Consider the following 17,967-nt stretch of genomic DNA (forward strand, 5'->3'; position numbering starts at 1 on the left):
CACGGATATTCCCATGACGACCGCCACCCATTTCGTGATCGCCGCGCCGGCCGTGACGTCGGTTGCGGTGAGGGGCCAGCAAGGCCGGTTCCCCGTGCATCGCATCTATTGCGTCGGCCGCAACTACGCCGCGCACGCGATCGAGATGGGCGGCGATCCCAATCGAGAGCCGCCCTTCTTCTTCCAGAAGAATCCGGACAATCTCGTGCTCGGCGGCGGCGACTTTCCCTATCCGCCGAAGAGCGAGAATGTGCATCACGAGATCGAGCTCGTGGTGGCGATCGGCAAAGGCGGCAAGGACATTCCCGTCGCGAGCGCGCTTGACCATGTCTATGGCTACGCGCTCGGCATCGACATGACGCGCCGCGATCTGCAGGACGAGTGCAAGCAGATGAGCCGCCCCTGGGAAATCTCCAAGGCGTTCGAGCATTCAGCGCCGATGAGCGACATCGTTCCCGCAAGCGAGATCGGCCATCCCGCGAAAGGCGCGATCTCGCTCAAGGTCAACGGCGCCATGAAGCAGGAAGGCGATCTCAACCAGCTTATCTGGAAGGTGCCGGAGATGATCTCCTACCTCTCCGGCTTGTTTGAGCTTCAGCCCGGCGATCTCATCATGTCGGGCACGCCGTCAGGCGTCGGCGCGATCAAGCGCGGCGACGTGATGGAGGGCTCTTGCGAAGGCGTGGGAACGGTGACGGCGAAAGTCGTCTGACGGAGACAGCGACGGACCGGCGAGCTTGTCCAGACCAGGAACAAACGCGCCTTCGCATAGCGTTCAACAAAGGGATTCAGAACCGCTAACGAAATCAATGAGCGCCTCTCTAAAAATTCTTGAGACCCCACGCCATTCGCAAAGTGTATGGGTCTTGCAAGAATTGATCGCTACGTCCAAGCCGCGACGTTGATCGATGAGCCGGCGATCTTTAAACGCCGGAGATGGAATGTTCGGAGAAGCAAGGCAGGAGCTTTGCAATGTTTCTGTCGCCGGACGAAATTCGCAACCTCCCGGAGCGGTTGCGTAAACCCGTTGCGCTGCAACGGATCAATCAAGAGATCTTCGGCGGATTGGTCGCCATCAAGGCGCGATGGCTCGATGCGCTTCCCTTTGCGGTCAAGCTTGCGATCGTCGAGCAAGTCCTGGGATCGAACGAAGGCTTTGCGCTCCTGCTCAATGGCGTCCAAAACCTTGCCGACTACAGCGGCCCGCTCCCGGCGGAAGAAGTCCAGGCTCGCGACCTCATCACGCGCCTGGTCAACCAGTCCAGGCTTGGCGCCTTGCGAGTCGATCCCGCTTGCGCCGCGATTCTGGACGCGGGCCCTCACCACAGGAACCACATCTCCATCTATGGCCCGGGTTTGATGAGCCCGGATCCTCTGATCCGCCTTCAGTCAATCAAGGCGCTCAGGGGCGACGACCAGTACTACACCGATCTTCAAGGCGCGATCCCGGCAAGCTTCATCGCGCTCAATCGTCACGCCATCCGGTCGCTTGTGCAGGAAATCGGCCCGGCCGAAGCCATCTTCAGCCTTGAACGCGGCGGCGCGCTTGTGGCTGACCACATCGTAAATCTCCTTGGGCGGGGCATCCTCAATTACAAGATCAGCAAGGTCTCGGAAGCCAGCGAATTGAGCCTGATCAACCCGCCGCAATATGCGCGCAATGAGCATATCGGCCGATTTCAGCAAGCGATCCGCAATTTTCTGCAATTCCGGAACAATCGGCCCGTCACCATCGTCGTCACTGAAAGCGTCGTCGGCGGCGCCTCCGCCGGTGCCCTGATCAAAGACCTCGACGATCTGCTGCGGGACTTTCCCCAGTTGCACATCAAGATTCTGCTGCAGCGGCAATCGATCAACCGCAATCAGCCATTGCGGCCGCTGGGGCCCGTCGAGACCAGCGTCGTGCGGGCGTTCCCCAACAGTTCGGACCAGACATTGACGCTTTACGAGGGCCGCTCGGAATCCATCCCTCTCTATCTCCGCAATATCCGCGCGCCGTTCGTGCATCATGGCGCGCGCGACCGCAGGCGGCCCTACGATCCCGCCGAGCAGCGCGCGGAAGTGGTGATGGCCAACTCCGGATATCTGCTCGGCGAAGATGTCAATTACCAGGTCTCCTACTCCGATGAGAATTCACATCAGCCCGTAACGATCTTCTCGCTCAGGCGTGGAGTGGTGCGTGCGGTGCGTCTGGCGCCGATGGGGCCAATGACAGCCCGCGACATCCTGCAACGCATCATCGAAGGCGCGTATGACGCGGTTCTGGAATCATATGGCATCAAGATCAAAATCGGAAAGAAAGCCAGCAAGTTCGCCTAGACTGTCCATTCGAAAAAATTGCGCCGCGCTGTCAGCGCGCCGCAGCCAGAATCGCCTCGATCAGCTTCTGCGTGTCGAGCGCTTCCTGACCGCTGACGCGCGGCTCGCGATCCTTCTCAATCGCGTCGAGGAAATCAGCGATGAGAGCGCGATGCGCGTCATGGGGAAAATCCATGATGTTCGCGCCGGCGCCGGTGCCGCCTTCGGCCTCGACCGTTTCCTTTTCGCCGTTGAGATGCGTGATCGTCAGCGCGCCGCCGCCAAGCGCGGCGCTCGCCTTCGTTCCGATGATCTCGATGCGTTCGGGCGAGCCGGGATAAAGCGCCGTGGTCGCCTGAATGAGGCCGGGGGCGCCATTGCCGAGACGAACGAGCGCGTGGACGAGATCCTCGCCCTCCATGCGATGCAGCTTCGTCGTGATCGACTGCGCCGCCTCAACCTTGCTGACGCCGACCAGTGAGCGGAAGAGATCGAGCGTGTGGATCGCTTGCGTGATCAGCACGCCGCCGCCATCGCGCGCGAACGTGCCGCGGCCGGGCTCATCGTAATAGCTTTGCGGCCGCCACCACGGCACGACCATCGAACCCGCAGCAATGTCGCCGAGCGCGCCCGATGCGATGCGCTCGCGCAGGATCACCGAAGCCGGCCGGAACCTGTGCTGCAGCACGACGCCGAGCTTGCGCCCGGCTTTCTTCGCCGCGTCGACCATGCGCTGGCCGCGCTCGGCCGTGATCTCGATCGGCTTCTCCACCAGCACATGCTTGCCGGCGGCGAGACAGCGTTCCGTCAGTTCGAGATGCGCGTTCGGCGGCGTGAGAACCAGCGCCGCGTCGATCGACCTGTCGGCGATCAGCCCATCGATATCGCTGCTGACCGGCAGCGGAAATTTTGTCGCGAAAGCCTGCGCCCGCGCCTCGCTGCGCGAGGCGGCAGCGACCACATCGACGCGGTCCCTGAGATCGATCAGGCTCTTCGCATGCGGCTCAACCGCGGGGCCGACGCCGATGACGGCGAGACGAAGACGCGCCATGGAAATTCTCAGTTCGCGCGACGATCCGTCGGCAGCCATCCCTCATAGAGCGGATGGCCGGAGCCGATCGGAAACGCCACCGGCTCCGTCGTGCGGGCGGAATGATAGATCGCCGTGATCAGCTCCAGCGAAGCGCGCGCATCGGCCAGCGACACCGGCGGAGCCGATCCGTCGCTTAGCGATTGATGCATGCGCTGGAACTGGCCCACGAAAAATTCGGGCTCCGGCGCAAAACTCTTCAGCGCTACATCGATCTTTGCCTGCGCTTCCGGCGTCGGGCCCGTGAAGGTCCAGGGATCGCGCGAGGGGCGATAGGGATCGAGATTGCTCTCGGCGGTGAGATTGCGGAACACGAAGCGCAGCCGCGAAATCTGGTTCGACGCGCCAAGCGTCGCCGACAGGGTCGCAAGCGAACCATTCGCCATCTCGACCGAGACCGCGGCGCAATCCTCGACCTCGATCGGATTGACCTTCGTCGCGACGCGCGCGAACACGCGCGAAATCGGGCCGTTGATATAGGTCAGCATGTCGTGGGAGTGGATCGCCTGCGTCAGGCAGACGCCGCCCATCTCCGTCGCCCATTTGCCGCGCCAGGGAACCGAATAATACTCAGCGCCACGGAACCATGAGGTCTCGATCGTGGTCAGGAACGCCTGGCCGGCGATCCCCTTGTCGACCAGCAGCTTCAGTTTCTGGAGGCCGTTGCCGAACCGATATTGGAAGATCGGCATGACGCGGCCGGACGACTTCTTTTCTAGCTCGGCGAGCCGGTCGACATCGCGCAGCGAGCCGACGAGCGGCTTCTCGCACACCGCATGCTTGCCGGCAGCCAGCGCCTGCGAGATCAGATCGAAATGTGAATTCGGCGGCGTGCAGATATTGACGATGTCGAGCCCTTCGAGTTTCAGAAGCTCGGGATAATCGGTGAACTGGTTCGGAACGTTGAAGCGCTTGGCGTTCTCGGCGCCGCGCTTCTCGTCGAGATCGCAGATCGCCTTCAGATCGAACAGCTCCGGCAGCTTCGCATAGGCTTCCGCATGCTGCGCGCCGATGCCGAGGCCGACGACGGCGACGCCGAATTTCTTCGTCACGCCTCGCCTCCCACGCGCACAGCTTTCGCTTCCGCCTGCAGAGCAAGCTCCATCGCAAGGAAGCAGTGCTCCTGCGTCATCGCCGTCTCGGTCCGATCAAGCACGTCGGCGATCAGGCGCGGGCCGTAGCTCAACGGCGTTCCCGCGCAGTCGATGTGACGCGTCTCCTTGTTGTCGACGATGAAGAGATGATCGCCGCCCGGCTTGCCAGCGATGTCGATATATTTGCGCAACTCGATATAGCCGTCAGTGCCGAGAATCACGAGGCGACCGTCGCCCCATGTCCCCAGACCTTTCGGCGTGAACCAGTCGACCCTGATATAGCCGGTGCCGCCATCGCCGCGCAGAAGCACCTCGCCGAAATCCTCAAGCTCGGGCGTTTCGGGATTGCCGTGGTTGGCGATGTGCGACGCGACGACTTCGGCCGTCTTCGATCCCGTGAAATGCAGGAACTGATCGCACTGATGTGCGGCGATATCAGCGAGCACGCCGCCATAGCGCTTGCGCTGAAAGAACCAGTCGGGCCTCGGATTGTTGCGCAACGCGTGGGGCCCGAGACCAACCGTCTGCACGACCTTGCCGATCGCGCCCTGAGCCACAAGTTGCGTCGCGCGTTCGGTCGACGCCGTCTCGAAGCGCTCGGAGAAACAAACCGACCAGATGCGCTTGGTCTCCTTCACCGTTTTCTTCACTTCGGCGAGATTCTCGAAGGTGATGAGGCCCGGCTTGTCGACCATGACGTCCTTGCCATGGCGCATGACCTCGATCGCGGTTCCCGCGCGCTCGTCGGGAATCGAGGCGCTGACGACCAGCTGGATCGATTTGTCTTCGAGAATCTCGCGCTTGTCGGCTGCGCGCTTCGCCTGCGGAAACGCTTCGCAATAGGCTTTGGCGAGATCATCCTCGATGGCGTGGACCGCGACCAGTTCGGCGCCGGCGTTCAGCAAGCAGCGGGTCTGGCCATAAATGTGGCTATGGTTCAGCCCGATGGCCGCGAATTTGATCGATCTCTGAGGCATAAGGCTTCAACCCTTAAGGCCGCTCATGGCGACCCCTTTGATGATGAGGCGCTGGAAGAAGAGGAAGAAGAAGAAGATCGGCGCGAGCGCAAGCGTCGACATGGCGAAGAGCTGACCCCATGCCGACGTGCCGGTCGAGTCGACAAATGCGCGCAGGGCGAGCGGCACCGTGTAGTTCGCGATGTCGTTGAGATAGATCAACGGGCCGAAGAAATCATTCCAGGTCCACAGGAACGAGAAGATCGCGGCGGTCGCGAGCACCGGCTTCGACAGGGGCAGGATGATCATCCAGTAGATGCGCCAGGGGCCGCAGCCGTCGATCTTCGCGGCTTCGTCAAGTTCGCGTGGCAGCCCTCGGAAGAACTGCACCATGAGGAAGATGAAGAACGCGTCGACCGCCATGAATTTCGGCACGACGAGCGGCAGGATTGTGTCGACCCAACCGATATTCAGGAACAGCACATATTGCGGGATGAGGGTGACGTGATAGGGCAGCATCAGCGTCATCATCATCAGCGCGAACAGGATGTTGCGGCCGCGGAATTTCAGCCTCGCGAAAGCGTAGGCGGTCAGCGAGCAGGTCATCACATTGCCGATGACGACCAGGATCGCGATCAGGAACGAGTTCCAGTAGAAGCGCGAAAAGCTGACCTGCAGCGCGTTCCAGCCGTTGATGTAATTCTCCGGATTGAGATGATGGGGAATGATCGAGAGATCGGTGAAGATCGCCGATTCCGGCTTGAACGAGCTCGCGACCATCCACAGCAGCGGATAGAGCATGAAGAAGGCGCCCGCCGCGAGCAGCACATGGCGCAGCGCCATTCCCGCTTTCGTCGGCTGTTCGCCAACCAGGCCTGATGAAGCTTCACCGCTCATCTTCGTAGAACACCCAATATTTCGAGGCGAGGAAGCTCAGGCTCGTGAAGAGCGCGATGATGATAAGCAACACCCACGCCAGCGCCGACGCATATCCCATGCGGAAATTCGCGAACGCCTCCTGATAGAGATAGAGCGTATAGAACAGGGTTGAATCGACGGGACCACCCGTGCCGCCGCTGATGATGAAGGCCGGGCTGAAGGCCTTGAAGGCCTCGATCATCTGCAGTACGAAATTGAAGAAGATCACCGGCGCGAGCAGCGGCAGCGTCACGCGCGCGAACTGCTTCCATTTCGTCGCGCCGTCGATCGACGCCGCCTCGTAGAGCTCCTGCGGAATCTGCCTGAGACCTGCGAGGAAAATGATCATCGGCGAGCCGAACTGCCAGACCGCGAGAATGACCAGCGTGTAGAGCGATGTTTCCGGCGTCGAGATCCAGCTCGGACCCTGGACGCCGAAAATGGCGAAGAGCAGCTTGTTCACGACGCCGTCGCCCTGGAAGAGCTGCCGCCAGAGCACCGCGATCGCAACGGAGCCGCCGAGCAGCGACGGCACATAATAAAGCGCGCGATAGAAATCACCGCCGCGGATATGCTTGTCCATCATCGTCGCAACCGCGAGCGCGAAGGCGAGCTTCAGCGGCACTTCCAGAATGAGATAGACGAATGTCACTCTGAGCGCGTTGAGGAAACGCGGATCGCTTGTGAACATGAAGCGATAATTGTCGAGGCCGACCCAGGTCGGGCTGCTCAGCAAGTCGAACTTCGTGAAGGAGAGATAGAGCGAGGCCAGAGTCGGCCCGAGCGTGAACCCCAGGAAGCCCAGAATCCAGGGCGTCATGAAGAGATAGCCCGGCAAATCCTCGTCGCGGAAGCGACTGCTCGCCGGGCTCTTGATCGGCTTCTGTACGCCGTGCACGCGCCAACGACCTCAGGCGCGAGCCAGGACGTTCACCGCTTCCATATGGAATTGCGCAGCGCCCGCCTTCACATCCTGCTTTCCGAACGCCACCGAGTCGGCGACGCGACGCAGCAGCGTCTCGATTTCGCCGGCGCCCTTCGGCGGCGGCGGCGGCAGAGGAACCGCGACCTTGGTGATCGCCGCGACATAATCGACCTGCGCCTTGCCGAGATCATCGAGGTCGGACGCGATCATCTTCTGCGCTTCGCTCGATCCGGGAACGCCGCGCTCGATGCCGAGCGCTTTCACGCCGGCGTCCTCATTGACCATGAACTGGATGATCTTCGCCGCCTCTTCCTGCGATTTGCTGCGCGAGGACACGCTCATCAGCATGGAGGGCTTGATGTAGTGGCCGGAAGGCTTGCCCGGCGTGCTGGGGAACGAGCTCATGGCGAGCTTGCTCTTGCTGATCGACTGGAAGGCGACGATCTGGTTGGAGTTGGCGTAGCTCATCGCCGCCGTGCCGCGGCTGATTTCATATTGATCGACGGCGCCGGTGTTCATCGCCGCCACTTCGGCCGGCGCGCAGGCGCCCGTCTTGCGCAGCTTGTCCCAGAGATCGAACCATTCGGCGACCTCGTCGCGCGAGAAGTTCGCCTTGCCGTCTTCGGTGTACATGAACTTGCCGCGCTGGTTGAGCCAGTGCTCGAAGCCCTGCTCCCAGCGGCTGTTGTCGCCCGTGCCCCAATATTTGCCGGGATTGAGCTTGGAGATTTCGCCGGCGATACGGGCCATATCGTCCCACGTCCAGGTGAGATCGAGCTTCTTGACGCCGACCTTCTCGAACATGGCGACGTCATAGATCATCGCCTTGGAATTCACGCCGAGCGTGACGCCATAGAGCTTGCCGTCGACCTTGCCGCTGTCGCGCGCGCCGGGCGAGAAAGTCGCGAGATCGAGCGGCTTCGGCATCACGCCTTCGAGCGCGAGCAGCGTGTTGCGGCGCGCATATTCGTAGATGTAGCGATAATCCATCTGGATCAGGTCAGGCGCATTGCCGCCGGCGGTCTGCGTCGCGAGCTTGGTCCAGTATTCGCCCCAGCCGATCGATTCGGACGTGACCTGCACGCCGGCGGCCTTCTTCTCATAGGCGTCGAGCGCGGCGCGGGTGCGCTTGTCGCGTTCGGGATTGCCCCACCAGAAGCAGCGCAGGCGTGTTCCGGACTGCGCTTGCGCGCCGCCGACCGAAGCGGCGAGCCCCAGCGTCGCGGCGCCATAGGATGAGAATTGACGACGATCGATCCTGGACATGATTCCTCCACCCTCTTTTGGACGGCGTGAACCACCGCCCCCTCGTTCGTTGCATGCAAGCTATCTGCGCGCCGCGGCGCATTCAAGTTTGTCGTCGCGGAAACTTTAGGCGCTTGGCTGGCTGACGAAAGGAGATATTTCCGACGATCGGACGGGGACTTTCGTCGCAGCCATCGGAGGATTAAGGGATTCATGCGGAGGCCGCGCGTCGCAACGCCGCGTGTCTCATTCAGTGAGAAAGCAAGAGAGATGATCGATTCAACGCGCGCCTGCGTCCTTCATCAGGCGAAGGACCTTCGCATTGAAACCCAGCCGCTCGGAGCGCCCGGCCCCGGCGAGGTTCTTGTGCGCATTGGCGCCGGCGGCATCTGCGGTTCGGATCTTCACTATTATCTCGACGGAGGCTTCGGCGCGATCAGGGTGCGCGAGCCGATGATCCTTGGCCATGAGGTCGCGGGCACGGTCGAGGCGCTGGGCGCGAGCGTTTCGGGCCTCGCGATCGGCGCTGTCGTCGCGCTCAATCCAAGCCATCCCTGCGGCATGTGCGAATATTGCCGCGCGGGCGTCGCCCAGCACTGTCTCGACATGCGCTTCTGGGGCAGCGCGATGCGCATGCCCCATGTGCAGGGCGGCTTCCGCGATCGCATTGTCGTGGGCGCAAAGCAGTGCGTGCCGGTCAGCGCGCAGACCTCGCTGGGCGAAGCCGCGATGTCGGAGCCGCTCGCCGTCTGCCTGCATGCGGTGCGGCAGGCCGGCGCGGTGAAGGGCAAGCGCGTTCTCGTCACCGGCTGCGGGCCGATCGGCGCGCTCGTCGTGCTCGCGGCGCGCGACGCCGGCGCGGCCGAAATCATCGTGACCGACGTGGTCGATCCGCCGCTCGAATTCGCGCGCAGGATTGGCGCCGACCGCGCTGTGAATGTAGCGCGAGATCGCGACGCGCTCGCCGGCGAAGCGAAGGACAAGGGCCGCATCGACGTGGCCTTCGAATGCTCCGGCAATCCGCGCGCGCTGGCGCAGGCGATCGAGCTGACGAAGCCGCAGGGCGTCATCGTGCAGGTCGGCATCGGCGGAACGATCGAGGTTCCGCTCAACGTGCTGACCGCGAAGGAGCTCAACCTGCGCGGCACGTTCCGCTTCCATGAGGAGTTCGCGCAAGCGGCCGAGGCGATCTCGACGCGGCGCATCGATGTGCGCCCGCTGATCACCGCGACGCGGCCGCTCGATCTCGCGGTCGAGGCGTTCGAGCTCGCCGCCGACAAAAGCCGCTCGATGAAGGTGCAGTTGGCGTTCGCCTGAACGGCGAACGGACCGTCAGGCTTCAACGAGGAGAAGCGCCTTCACAATTCATCGCCGACGGCGGTGCGGCGAGCTGCTCACGCGACGGCGCGCGTGACTGCTCTCGAAGCGATGAAGTTTTGCAAATCGCGTTCGCGAAGCGGAGGCGAATACAGATTTCCCTGCACGATTTTGCAACCCAGCTCTCGCAGCGTCGCCATCTCCTGCTCGGTCTCGACGCCTTCGACAACGCACTCCAGCTCCATGTCGCGGCTCAGAGCGAGAAGGGACTTGACGATCTTGTAGCTGGCCGGGCGCTCGTGCAGTTTCGAGACGAAGCTGCGATCGACCTTGATCTTGGTCAATGGCAGCGCATGGAGCCGCGTGAAGCTGGAATAGCCCGAGCCAAAGTCGTCGAGCGAGATTCCGCATCCGATGTTTCGCAACATCTGGATTGACGACTGAACCTGCTGGATGTCGCGCGCCAACGCCGTCTCGGTGATTTCGAAGTCGAGCCGCCCGCCCTCGAAACCGCTTTTCATGATGACGGAAACGATCCCGAGAACCGCCTCGGGCGTGCCCATATCATGGGCCGACAAATTGAACGACAGCCGCAGGCCGCTCGGCCAGCCGGCGGCGATCGTTAGCGCTTTCCGCAGGAGGCTCTGGGTCAAACCGCTGATGAGCCCGGCCCGTTCGGCGACGGGGATGAATTGTCCCGGGGACACTTCGCCAAGCAGAGGGCTGGTCCAACGCGCGAGCGCTTCAAATCCAAGCAGTACGTCATTCTCGATATCGAAGATGGGCTGAAAGGCGATCGCCATTTCGCTGTCCAGGTCCGCGAACCGCAGCGCCTGCTCGATCCGCGCGTCGCGGTGGATTTCCGCGCCGTGAGCGGCTGAGAAGAGAGTGACTGAACCACGCCTGAGGCGCTTTCCCTGATAGAGCGCATAGTCTGCATGATCGAAAAGCTCTTCGGCGGAGGCCGCCATCTCGGGATAGACGGCGAACCCTACCGATCCCGAAATCTGAACCGTCGCATCCGGCAAGGCGACAGGCGCCTTGGCCGCCGCGCAGAGCCGTTCGCCAAAAGAAAACAGATCGGCGTCCGACGCGATGTCGTTGACGATCAGCGCAAACTCGTCTCCGCCGAGACGAGCGAGATAAACCCGTTCCGATTGGCATATGGCTTCAAAACGGCGCGCGATTTCGAAAAGCAGCCGATCGCCGGCCGCGTGGCCGTGAAGATCGTTCACCGGCTTGAAGCCGTCGAGGTCGAGCATGCCGATGGCGACGCGCCTTCTGGAATCTGCGACGGACGCGAAAGCCGTCTTCAACTCGGAGAAGAATGCGCGCCTGTTCGGGATGTCGGTGAGACTGTCAACATTCGCGAGCCGGAAATTCTCGTCGCTCAGCGCCTGCGCGCGCGCCTGAGCCTCAATCATCCTGACGAAGTCGCGATAATTGATCAGCAGGATCGCCAGCATGGCGACCGACACGACAGCGAGATTGATCGCCGTCGCGACGAGCGTCTTCTGCCCGGTGAGGGAAAAGAACACCACGAAAGAACCATTGACGATCGCGGCGACCTTGAACGCTGCGGGACGCAGGTGCATCAGGCAGAAGATGCACGCGATCACCGTGATCGCCATATAAAACGCCACATGGGACTTGTCGTAGGCGTCGCCGGTGTAGAACAGGGCCAACGCCCAGCATGTGAACATGCAGGCGATAATGCTCGACAGTCGATTGGTGCGCTTCAGCGCCTTTCTGGCGATCTCGGCCGTCGGCGTAACGTTGCGCGACTTCCACCAGTGAATGATGCGAACGGCGCTCGCCACCGTCATGAAGATGGGGAAGCCGAGAGCGAGCCATGCCGGCGCTTCGCCGAGATGGGTAATGGCAAGCATCCAGGTGCTCACCATCAGGATCACATACATCAGCGGCACTTGCTGCGAGAATGCGCGATATTGCGCTTTCAGCAGGTCCGGATTGGAGGGGACGGACAGGAAGTCGAAGACCGCCGCCCCAAATGGCGATCGCGGCGCTGACTTGTCGCCCTTGCGCGAAGCCGGATCGATGAAGGAAGGCGCCAGTTCGCCGTCGGCGAGGTCGTTCGAAAGCGCCCGCCGCTTCACGTCCGCTCGTGTTTGACTTTCGCCAGCACGCACGATTACGCCCCAGGATCGGCCGTTTCGTGCGTGTCGCCGCGGCCCGCTCTATACCTATCGCGGGCAAGTTCCTAAATGCTTAATCGGCGTGTGAAATCAAAATCACGCCGCTTTCTGCAACGCCTTCTTGACTGCAGTCTTTCTGTCTCTTGAATTTCAAGCGAGAAAGCTTATCTTACTTTTGTCTTACCTTGCCTCCGGAGAGCCCAATGGCGCCTGTCGAAAAGTTGACGACCACCCTCTCGACGAAGGGACAGGTCATCCTGCCGACGTCGATCAGGCGTCGGCGACGCTGGGACGCCGGCACGCGACTGATTGTCGAGGACACTCCCGGGGGCGTGCTGCTCCATGCGGCTCCCGTGTTTGCGCCAACGCGCGCCGAAGAGGTGTTCGGGCGTCTGAAGCACAAGGGGACGCCAAAGACGATCGAGGAGATGGATGCCGGCGTCGCCGCCGAAGCAAGACGGCGGCATGCTCGCGATTGATACGAATGTGGTCGTTCGCTACCTCACGAACGATCATCCCGAGCAATCGCCTCGCGCAAAAGCGCTCATCGCGAAAGCCGACGTCTTCGTCAGCCTGACCGTGCTCCTGGAAAGCGAATGGGTGCTGCGGAGCGTGTATGGTTTCGCGCCTTCGCAGGTTTGCGACGCGCTCGGAGCGTTCGCCGGCCTTCCGCGAGTCACGATCGAAGAGCCGGCGATCGCGGCAAAGGCGCTGGGCTGGGTGGCTGAAGGACTCGATTTCGCCGACGCGCTCCATCTCGCAAAAGCGAGCGATTGCGAGGCCTTCGTCAGCTTTGATCAACGCCTGACGAAAACGGCGAAGGCGCTCGCCGACATCAAGGTTCGCGCGCCGTAACCGTGTTCGCTGCGGTTTACTTCGCCGTGGCGATCATCTTCTCCAAAAGCTCCATCGCGCGCACGCCGTCTGCGGCAAGCGGCGGGCTCGCCGGTTCGCCGCGCACGAGCCTGAGGAAATCGCCGATCAGCGCGTGATAGCCCTTATGATCCTCGTTCGCGGCGACAGTCAGGTTCGGCTCCCAGACGAGCGTGTCCTCGCCGTCGTTCAGCGTCGCCGCGATATTGTCGACCTTGAAAGGCGGCGCGCGATAGTAGCGAACCTCATGCACGTTGCGCACCTCGACGCGACGATGATCGCCCATCACCTGCCACCATTCCATCGGCGTGCCGCGCGACTGATGCGTGCCGATGACGAGCGTGCCGATCCCGCCTGACGCGAAGCGGAAATCGACATGGATGAGCAGCTTGCCGGGCTCCAGTTCGTGACGTCGCGCGCTCAATTCCTTCACCTCGCCCATGAGATGCGGGATGAGATCAAAATAATGCACGCAATGATGGAGATAGAAGCCGGTATAGTCGACGTCCTTCGCGAAGTAAGTCGGCGCCGTCATATATTCGCCGAGGAAGCTTGCGGGCGCGCCGAACTCGTCCTTTTTCACCACATTGATCGCGATGCGATTGGCGGTCGAATAGCGCTTCATGAAGCCGAGCACAACCGGCTTGCCCGCTTTCGCCGAGGCGTCGGCCAGTTTGCGCGCTTCGGCGGCTGTCGCCGCCGGCGGCTTTTCCGCGAAGACAGGCAGCCCTTTCGCCAGCGCGGCGAGGCCGACTTCGAGATGCGCCGCGGGACCCGCGGCGACTCCGATGGCGTCGACGTCGTTGCGCGCGACGATCTCGCGCCAGTCGCGCGTCGTCTCGGCGACGCCGTAACGCTGCGCCGTGCGGCCGAGGCGATCCGTATCGATGTCGCAGAGAGCGACGATCTTCACATCGTGGCGCGCGATCTGCGGCAGCAGCATTTCATTGGCGTGGACGCCGCAGCCGACCCAACCGATCCGGATCGTCATGCGTATCTCCTGGCGAAAGAAAGCGCGCCCTTGAGATAGGCGATCGACGCGGCGAGATCGGCGTCCTCATTCTTTTCGGGCGCGCGCCATTGCGCCAGCGTCACGCCGGCGTCCTCATCGTCGCGCCGGAACGGTTCCAACACGATCGGCCCCTTGTATGCGACATCGACAAGCGCGCGCGCGATCGACGGCCAGTCGATATGGCCGGCGCCGACGAAGCCCCTGTTGTTCTCGTTCGCCTGGAAATGAAACAGGAGATCGCCGGTGTCGCGGATCGCCTGCGCCAGATTCCATTCCTCCATATTCATGTGGAAGGTGTCGAGCATGACGCCGACCGCTTTCGAGCCGACACGCTCCGCGAGTTGCTTCGCGTGGTGGGCCGTGTTGGCGATATCGGTCTCGAAACGGTTGAGCGGCTCGATGCCGAAGCGCACGCCCGTTCCCTCCGCCGCCTTGCCCGCGCGCGAAAGGCCGCTCACGACCGCGTCAATCTTGCGCTTGCGATCATCCGGCGCGCAGGGAGTCGGCGGCCGCCCCGCGAACACCATCGGCGCGCCATAGAGCGGGCCGCCGACCATGTCGGCGCCAAGCGCCTCGGCGATCTTCACACAGCTCTGGAGATAGGCGACGCCGGCTTCATGCGCCGCCTTGTCGGGACTGGCGAGATCGCGCTGGAGATTGACGCGCGCCGCGAGCACCACGGAAAGGCCGGCGTCCCTGATCGCGGCCTTCGTTTCCTTGAGATCAACCTCGCCGTCCTCGGGAACCAGCATCTCGATGCAATCGGCGCCCGCCTTCTTCATGCGCGCGAATGTCGGGAAATGTTCGCGCGTGAACGGACGCGCGTAGAACATGGAGATGACGCCGATGGGATTTGTCATGATTTCACCGCGCCGGCTGTGAGGCCGCCGACGAGCCGTCGTTGCACAAGGAGAAACAGGATGGTCACGGGGATTGCGATCAGCGTGCCTCCGGCCGTGAGCAGGCCCCACTGGATCGTGAATTCGCCGATGAAGAGCTGCAGCGCGACCGTGACCGTGCGGACGCTCTGGCCCGACAGCATCATGGCGAAGAGATATTCGTTCCAGGAGGTGATGAAGATGTAGATGCCGGCGGTCGCGACGCCCGGCGCCACCAGCGGCAGGATCACATGGCGGATCGTCTCCCAGCGACTCGCGCCATCGATCGTCGCGGCTTCGTCGAGATCCTGCGGGATGGTGGCGAAATAGCTCGTCAGCATCCAGATCGCGAAGGGGATCGAGAAAGTGGAATGGCCGATGACGACGCCGAGAAAGGTGTCGATCAGGCCAAGGCTCCGCATCAGGATGAAGAGCGGAATGATCAGCAGCACGATCGGGAACATGTTGATGACGAGAAACCCCGTCATCAGCGACCGCCTTCCGGGGAAGCGGAAGCGCGAGAAGGCGTAGCCAGCGGGGATCGACACGGCGAGGCCGAGCAGCGACGCGCCGGTCGCGATGATCAGGCTGTTCAGCAGATTGCCTGCGAAGCTCGTGCGCGAAAGAAGTTCGCGATAGTGATCGAGCGTCGCGGCGCGCGGGAGATAGCGCACCGGCCATTCCGCCAGCTCCGGCGTCGGCTTGATCGAGGTGAGCACCATCCAGACATAGGGCGCGATCGCAAACAGCACGATCAGCAGCGTCGGCAGCTCGATCTGCAAGAGGCGCGCGGCGGGAGATCGTGCGCTCATCGAGCGATATCCCGCGAAGCGCGCTTCACATAGAGCCAGACCACGGCGAGCAGCAGCACAGTCAGCACCAGCGCGAGCGCCGCGCCATATCCGAACTCCATGCCGCTATAGGCGCGCTGGAAAGCGTAAAGCGGCAGCGTGTGCGTGGCGTAGCCGGGGCCTCCGCCGGTCATGACGAGAATGACGTCGAGCGAATTCGCCACCCAGATGGTGCGCAGAAGCAGCGCCGTCGCGATCACATCGGAAATGGACGGCAGCGTTACGTTGATGAAACGCTTCCAGCGCGAGGCGCCATCGATCTCGGCGGCCTCATAGAGATCAGCCGGAATGGTCTGCAGCCCCGCCAACAGCGTCACGGCGAAGAAGGGAAAGCCCTGCCAGACCAGCGCCAGCATGATCGCGCCAAGCGCCGTGTCGGGCCGCGCCAGCCAGGCGATCGGCGTCGCGATCACGCCAAGGCGAAGCAGCATGTCGTTCAAGACGCCGACATTGAAGTCGTACATCCAGGTCCACATGAGGCCGATGATCACGCTCGGCAGCGCCCAGGGAACGATGACCAGCGAGCGCGCAAGACCGCGCCACCAGAAACTTTCATTCAGCAGCAGTGCTGCAACGAGCCCGAGCAGGAATTGCAATCCCACGACGCCGACGATCCAGACGATCGAATGGCGCAGCGAAATCCAGAACACCTCGTCGCGGAGCACCGCGACGAAATTGCCCCAGCCGACGAACCGCGATCCGTCTGGATTGTAGATCACATAATCGTAGAGGGAGAGCCACACCGTCTGCGCAACGGGAAACAACACCACGGCCGCCGTGACAAAAACGGCGGGCAGAAGAAACCAGACGGGCGTCCAGTCGGCCCGTTGCGGATGGGCGACAGGAACGGAAGTCAAGGCTGCGGCGCTCACGACAATTGCTCTCGGCTGTTCAATTCAACCATTGGACTTGCTGTCGCCAAATTCGGGATTGGCGCCCTCTCCCCTTGCGGGAGAGGGTGTCATCGCCGCGCGATGCGCAGCATCGTCGCGGAAGCGATGACGGGTGAGGGGGACATTTTCTGAACACCCCTCATCCGTCGCTGCGTGAAGCGCAGCGACACCTTCTCCCGCAAGGGGAGAAGGAAGAGCGCGTTGAATAGCAGCCCGCACAACGGCCGCCTTTCACTTACCCATGAAAATGCTGCTCGATCGCCTTCATCATGTCGTCAGGCGAAATTTCACCGAGCAACGCGCGCTGCATGTTCGTCGGCCACACGCGAGAGATGAAGTCAGGCGTCTTGGGATGATCAGGCAGCGACGCCGCGATTGGAATCGAGGCCGAACTCGCTTCGACGAAGCGCTTGGGATGGCCGGTCCATTTCGCCTGTCCCGACGTCGTGATCGGCAACTGTCCCGTGAGCTTGTTGAGCTCGATATTGTTGTCGGCGGTCGATAGGAACGAGATCCATTTGAAGGCTGTGTCCTTCACCTTGCTGGCGGCGAAGATGGCGTTCGATTCATCGCCGAAATAGGTCCAGCCCTTGCCGTCGGCGCCTTGCGGAACCGCAACCGCCGACACCTTGTCGCCAAGCGCGCCGATCACTTCCGCGGCGGAGCCGACATGGTGGATCGCCATCGCGGTGCGGCCGGCCTTGAAGGCGTCGACGATCTGACGGAAGGAATCGGTCGGCGCCGAAGCCGGCGTCACCTTGTCCTCACGCATCAGATTCACATACCAGCGACACGCCGCGATCGCTTTCTCGCTCACCATGCCGCCCTTGTCGAAGCTCGCGCCGCCGCCGAGCACGAACGGCCCCCAATTGTCGAAACCGCCAGCGCCGCCGCGCATGCCGAAGCCGGCGACGTCGCCCTTGGTCAGCGCCTTCGCCGCGGCGCGGAATTCTTCAAACGTCTTCGGCGGCTGCAGGTTGGCCTGCTGGAAGAGATCGGCGCGATAATAGAGATAGATCACGACATATTGCAGCGGCAGATAATATTGCTTGCCGTCGGCGCCGCGATTGATCTTCCAGATATTGAAGGCGATGTCGGACCGGCCATCCCAGGCGTTCACCATCGCGTCGAGCGGTTCGAGCGCCCGCATCTGCTGGAAGCGCGCCGCCCATGACAGGCGCACCATGGCGCAGTCAGGCGCATTGCCGGCTACGATCGCGGCGAACAGGCGCGTCTGGTAGTCATTGCCGCCGCCCCACGGAATCGCTTCCGCCTGAATCTTGATTCCAGGATTTTCCTTCTCGAATTTCGCCACCAGTTCGGCCGGCGAATTCTGCGGATTGTCGAAATGATACCACCAGCGCACGGTCGTTCCGCTTTGGGCGAGCGCCGGCTTTGCGAGCGTCGACAGCGCCGCCGCGGCGCCGGCCGTTTTCAGAAATTGTCTGCGTTCCATTCTTC

At 62.4% G+C, this 17,967-nt stretch carries 17 protein-coding genes; 5 read left to right on the forward strand and 12 right to left on the reverse strand.

From position 1 onward, the window contains the following. Positions 1 to 13 precede the first annotated feature (13 nt). Together L8F45_RS20055 and L8F45_RS20060 are read left to right on the forward strand one after the other, a co-directional pair. A complete protein-coding gene (locus L8F45_RS20055; protein WP_342359625.1) occupies positions 14 to 712 on the forward strand; it encodes a fumarylacetoacetate hydrolase family protein in 699 nt (232 codons plus the stop codon). A gap of 260 nt (positions 713 to 972) precedes the next feature. Further along, a complete protein-coding gene (locus tag L8F45_RS20060; RefSeq protein ID WP_342359626.1) occupies positions 973 to 2,319 on the forward strand; it encodes a hypothetical protein in 1,347 nt (448 codons plus the stop codon). Between the two features lie 31 nt (positions 2,320 to 2,350). Here L8F45_RS20060 and L8F45_RS20065 read toward each other — a convergent pair whose 3' ends face one another. The 6 genes from L8F45_RS20065 to L8F45_RS20090 all read right to left on the reverse strand — a co-directional run bounded on the left by L8F45_RS20065 (position 2,351) and on the right by L8F45_RS20090 (position 8,547). Then, positions 2,351 to 3,349, reverse strand: a complete 999-nt coding sequence (locus L8F45_RS20065) for a Gfo/Idh/MocA family protein (RefSeq protein ID WP_342359627.1) — start codon at positions 3,347 to 3,349, stop codon at positions 2,351 to 2,353. Positions 3,350 to 3,357: 8 nt separating this feature from the next. Next, positions 3,358 to 4,440, reverse strand: a complete 1,083-nt coding sequence (locus L8F45_RS20070) for a Gfo/Idh/MocA family protein (protein ID WP_342359628.1) — start codon at positions 4,438 to 4,440, stop codon at positions 3,358 to 3,360. Continuing rightward, positions 4,437 to 5,459, reverse strand: a complete 1,023-nt coding sequence (locus tag L8F45_RS20075) for a Gfo/Idh/MocA family protein (protein WP_342359629.1) — start codon at positions 5,457 to 5,459, stop codon at positions 4,437 to 4,439. Before L8F45_RS20075 ends, L8F45_RS20070 begins: the two co-directional genes overlap by 4 nt. Before the next feature lie 6 nt (positions 5,460 to 5,465). Next, positions 5,466 to 6,281: a carbohydrate ABC transporter permease gene (locus tag L8F45_RS20080; RefSeq protein WP_342363512.1), complete on the reverse strand. Its 816-nt coding sequence runs from the start codon at positions 6,279 to 6,281 to the stop codon at positions 5,466 to 5,468. Positions 6,282 to 6,324: 43 nt separating this feature from the next. After that, complete coding sequence (locus tag L8F45_RS20085; protein WP_342363513.1) at positions 6,325 to 7,176, reverse strand: carbohydrate ABC transporter permease; 852 nt, start codon at positions 7,174 to 7,176, stop codon at positions 6,325 to 6,327. A gap of 90 nt (positions 7,177 to 7,266) precedes the next feature. Further along, the gene (locus L8F45_RS20090; protein ID WP_342359630.1) at positions 7,267 to 8,547 is read right to left on the reverse strand and encodes an ABC transporter substrate-binding protein; all 1,281 of its coding nucleotides are present in this window, start codon (positions 8,545 to 8,547) and stop codon (positions 7,267 to 7,269) included. 249 nt (positions 8,548 to 8,796) lie between these two features. Here L8F45_RS20090 and L8F45_RS20095 point away from each other — a divergent pair, with 249 nt between their 5' ends. Then, positions 8,797 to 9,843 carry an L-idonate 5-dehydrogenase gene (locus L8F45_RS20095; protein WP_342359631.1) on the forward strand — a complete coding sequence of 349 codons (1,047 nt, stop codon included), beginning with the start codon at positions 8,797 to 8,799 and terminating at the stop codon, positions 9,841 to 9,843. Between the two features lie 77 nt (positions 9,844 to 9,920). Here L8F45_RS20095 and L8F45_RS20100 read toward each other — a convergent pair whose 3' ends face one another. Further along, positions 9,921 to 11,960: a putative bifunctional diguanylate cyclase/phosphodiesterase gene (locus tag L8F45_RS20100; RefSeq protein WP_342359632.1), complete on the reverse strand. Its 2,040-nt coding sequence runs from the start codon at positions 11,958 to 11,960 to the stop codon at positions 9,921 to 9,923. Between the two features lie 242 nt (positions 11,961 to 12,202). Here L8F45_RS20100 and L8F45_RS20105 point away from each other — a divergent pair, with 242 nt between their 5' ends. Then, the gene (locus L8F45_RS20105; RefSeq protein ID WP_342359633.1) at positions 12,203 to 12,478 is read left to right on the forward strand and encodes an AbrB/MazE/SpoVT family DNA-binding domain-containing protein; all 276 of its coding nucleotides are present in this window, start codon (positions 12,203 to 12,205) and stop codon (positions 12,476 to 12,478) included. Next, entirely contained in the window at positions 12,465 to 12,854 is a 390-nt protein-coding gene (locus L8F45_RS20110; RefSeq protein ID WP_342359634.1) for a type II toxin-antitoxin system VapC family toxin, read from the forward strand. The genes L8F45_RS20105 and L8F45_RS20110 overlap by 14 nt, the downstream gene beginning before the upstream one ends. A 16-nt stretch (positions 12,855 to 12,870) precedes the next feature. Here L8F45_RS20110 and L8F45_RS20115 read toward each other — a convergent pair whose 3' ends face one another. The 5 genes from L8F45_RS20115 to L8F45_RS20135 form a co-directional block, all read right to left on the reverse strand. Then, entirely contained in the window at positions 12,871 to 13,863 is a 993-nt protein-coding gene (locus L8F45_RS20115; RefSeq protein ID WP_342359635.1) for a Gfo/Idh/MocA family oxidoreductase, read from the reverse strand. Beyond that, entirely contained in the window at positions 13,860 to 14,744 is an 885-nt protein-coding gene (locus L8F45_RS20120; protein WP_342359636.1) for a sugar phosphate isomerase/epimerase family protein, read from the reverse strand. Before L8F45_RS20120 ends, L8F45_RS20115 begins: the two co-directional genes overlap by 4 nt. Then, positions 14,741 to 15,574, reverse strand: coding sequence for a carbohydrate ABC transporter permease (locus L8F45_RS20125; RefSeq protein ID WP_342359637.1), 834 nt, complete (start codon positions 15,572 to 15,574; stop codon positions 14,741 to 14,743). The genes L8F45_RS20120 and L8F45_RS20125 overlap by 4 nt, the downstream gene beginning before the upstream one ends. Then, positions 15,571 to 16,485 carry a carbohydrate ABC transporter permease gene (locus tag L8F45_RS20130; RefSeq protein WP_342359638.1) on the reverse strand — a complete coding sequence of 305 codons (915 nt, stop codon included), beginning with the start codon at positions 16,483 to 16,485 and terminating at the stop codon, positions 15,571 to 15,573. Before L8F45_RS20130 ends, L8F45_RS20125 begins: the two co-directional genes overlap by 4 nt. Before the next feature lie 256 nt (positions 16,486 to 16,741). Further along, the gene (locus tag L8F45_RS20135) at positions 16,742 to 17,962 is read right to left on the reverse strand and encodes an ABC transporter substrate-binding protein (RefSeq protein WP_342359639.1); all 1,221 of its coding nucleotides are present in this window, start codon (positions 17,960 to 17,962) and stop codon (positions 16,742 to 16,744) included. Between the last annotated feature and the right edge of the window lie 5 nt (positions 17,963 to 17,967).

The organism is Terrirubrum flagellatum (genome assembly GCF_022059845.1).
Classification (GTDB): domain Bacteria; phylum Pseudomonadota; class Alphaproteobacteria; order Rhizobiales; family Beijerinckiaceae; genus Terrirubrum; species Terrirubrum flagellatum.

What these genes read in the sequence shown, in the direction of transcription:
- L8F45_RS20065 (WP_342359627.1), bottom strand. Translation starts at nt 3,349, where the DNA reads ATGGCGCGTCTTCGTCTCGCCGTCATCGGCGTCGGCCCCGCGGTTGAG.
- L8F45_RS20085 (WP_342363513.1), bottom strand. Translation starts at nt 7,176, where the DNA reads ATGACGCCCTGGATTCTGGGCTTCCTGGGGTTCACGCTCGGGCCGACT.
- L8F45_RS20060 (WP_342359626.1), top strand. Translation starts at nt 973, where the DNA reads ATGTTTCTGTCGCCGGACGAAATTCGCAACCTCCCGGAGCGGTTGCGT.
- L8F45_RS20105 (WP_342359633.1), top strand. Translation starts at nt 12,203, where the DNA reads ATGGCGCCTGTCGAAAAGTTGACGACCACCCTCTCGACGAAGGGACAG.
- L8F45_RS20120 (WP_342359636.1), bottom strand. Translation starts at nt 14,744, where the DNA reads ATGACAAATCCCATCGGCGTCATCTCCATGTTCTACGCGCGTCCGTTC.
- L8F45_RS20090 (WP_342359630.1), bottom strand. Translation starts at nt 8,547, where the DNA reads ATGTCCAGGATCGATCGTCGTCAATTCTCATCCTATGGCGCCGCGACG.
- L8F45_RS20075 (WP_342359629.1), bottom strand. Translation starts at nt 5,459, where the DNA reads ATGCCTCAGAGATCGATCAAATTCGCGGCCATCGGGCTGAACCATAGC.
- L8F45_RS20125 (WP_342359637.1), bottom strand. Translation starts at nt 15,574, where the DNA reads ATGAGCGCACGATCTCCCGCCGCGCGCCTCTTGCAGATCGAGCTGCCG.
- L8F45_RS20095 (WP_342359631.1), top strand. Translation starts at nt 8,797, where the DNA reads ATGATCGATTCAACGCGCGCCTGCGTCCTTCATCAGGCGAAGGACCTT.
- L8F45_RS20115 (WP_342359635.1), bottom strand. Translation starts at nt 13,863, where the DNA reads ATGACGATCCGGATCGGTTGGGTCGGCTGCGGCGTCCACGCCAATGAA.
- L8F45_RS20080 (WP_342363512.1), bottom strand. Translation starts at nt 6,281, where the DNA reads ATGGCGCTGCGCCATGTGCTGCTCGCGGCGGGCGCCTTCTTCATGCTC.
- L8F45_RS20110 (WP_342359634.1), top strand. Translation starts at nt 12,465, where the DNA reads ATGCTCGCGATTGATACGAATGTGGTCGTTCGCTACCTCACGAACGAT.
- L8F45_RS20135 (WP_342359639.1), bottom strand. Translation starts at nt 17,962, where the DNA reads ATGGAACGCAGACAATTTCTGAAAACGGCCGGCGCCGCGGCGGCGCTG.
- L8F45_RS20055 (WP_342359625.1), top strand. Translation starts at nt 14, where the DNA reads ATGACGACCGCCACCCATTTCGTGATCGCCGCGCCGGCCGTGACGTCG.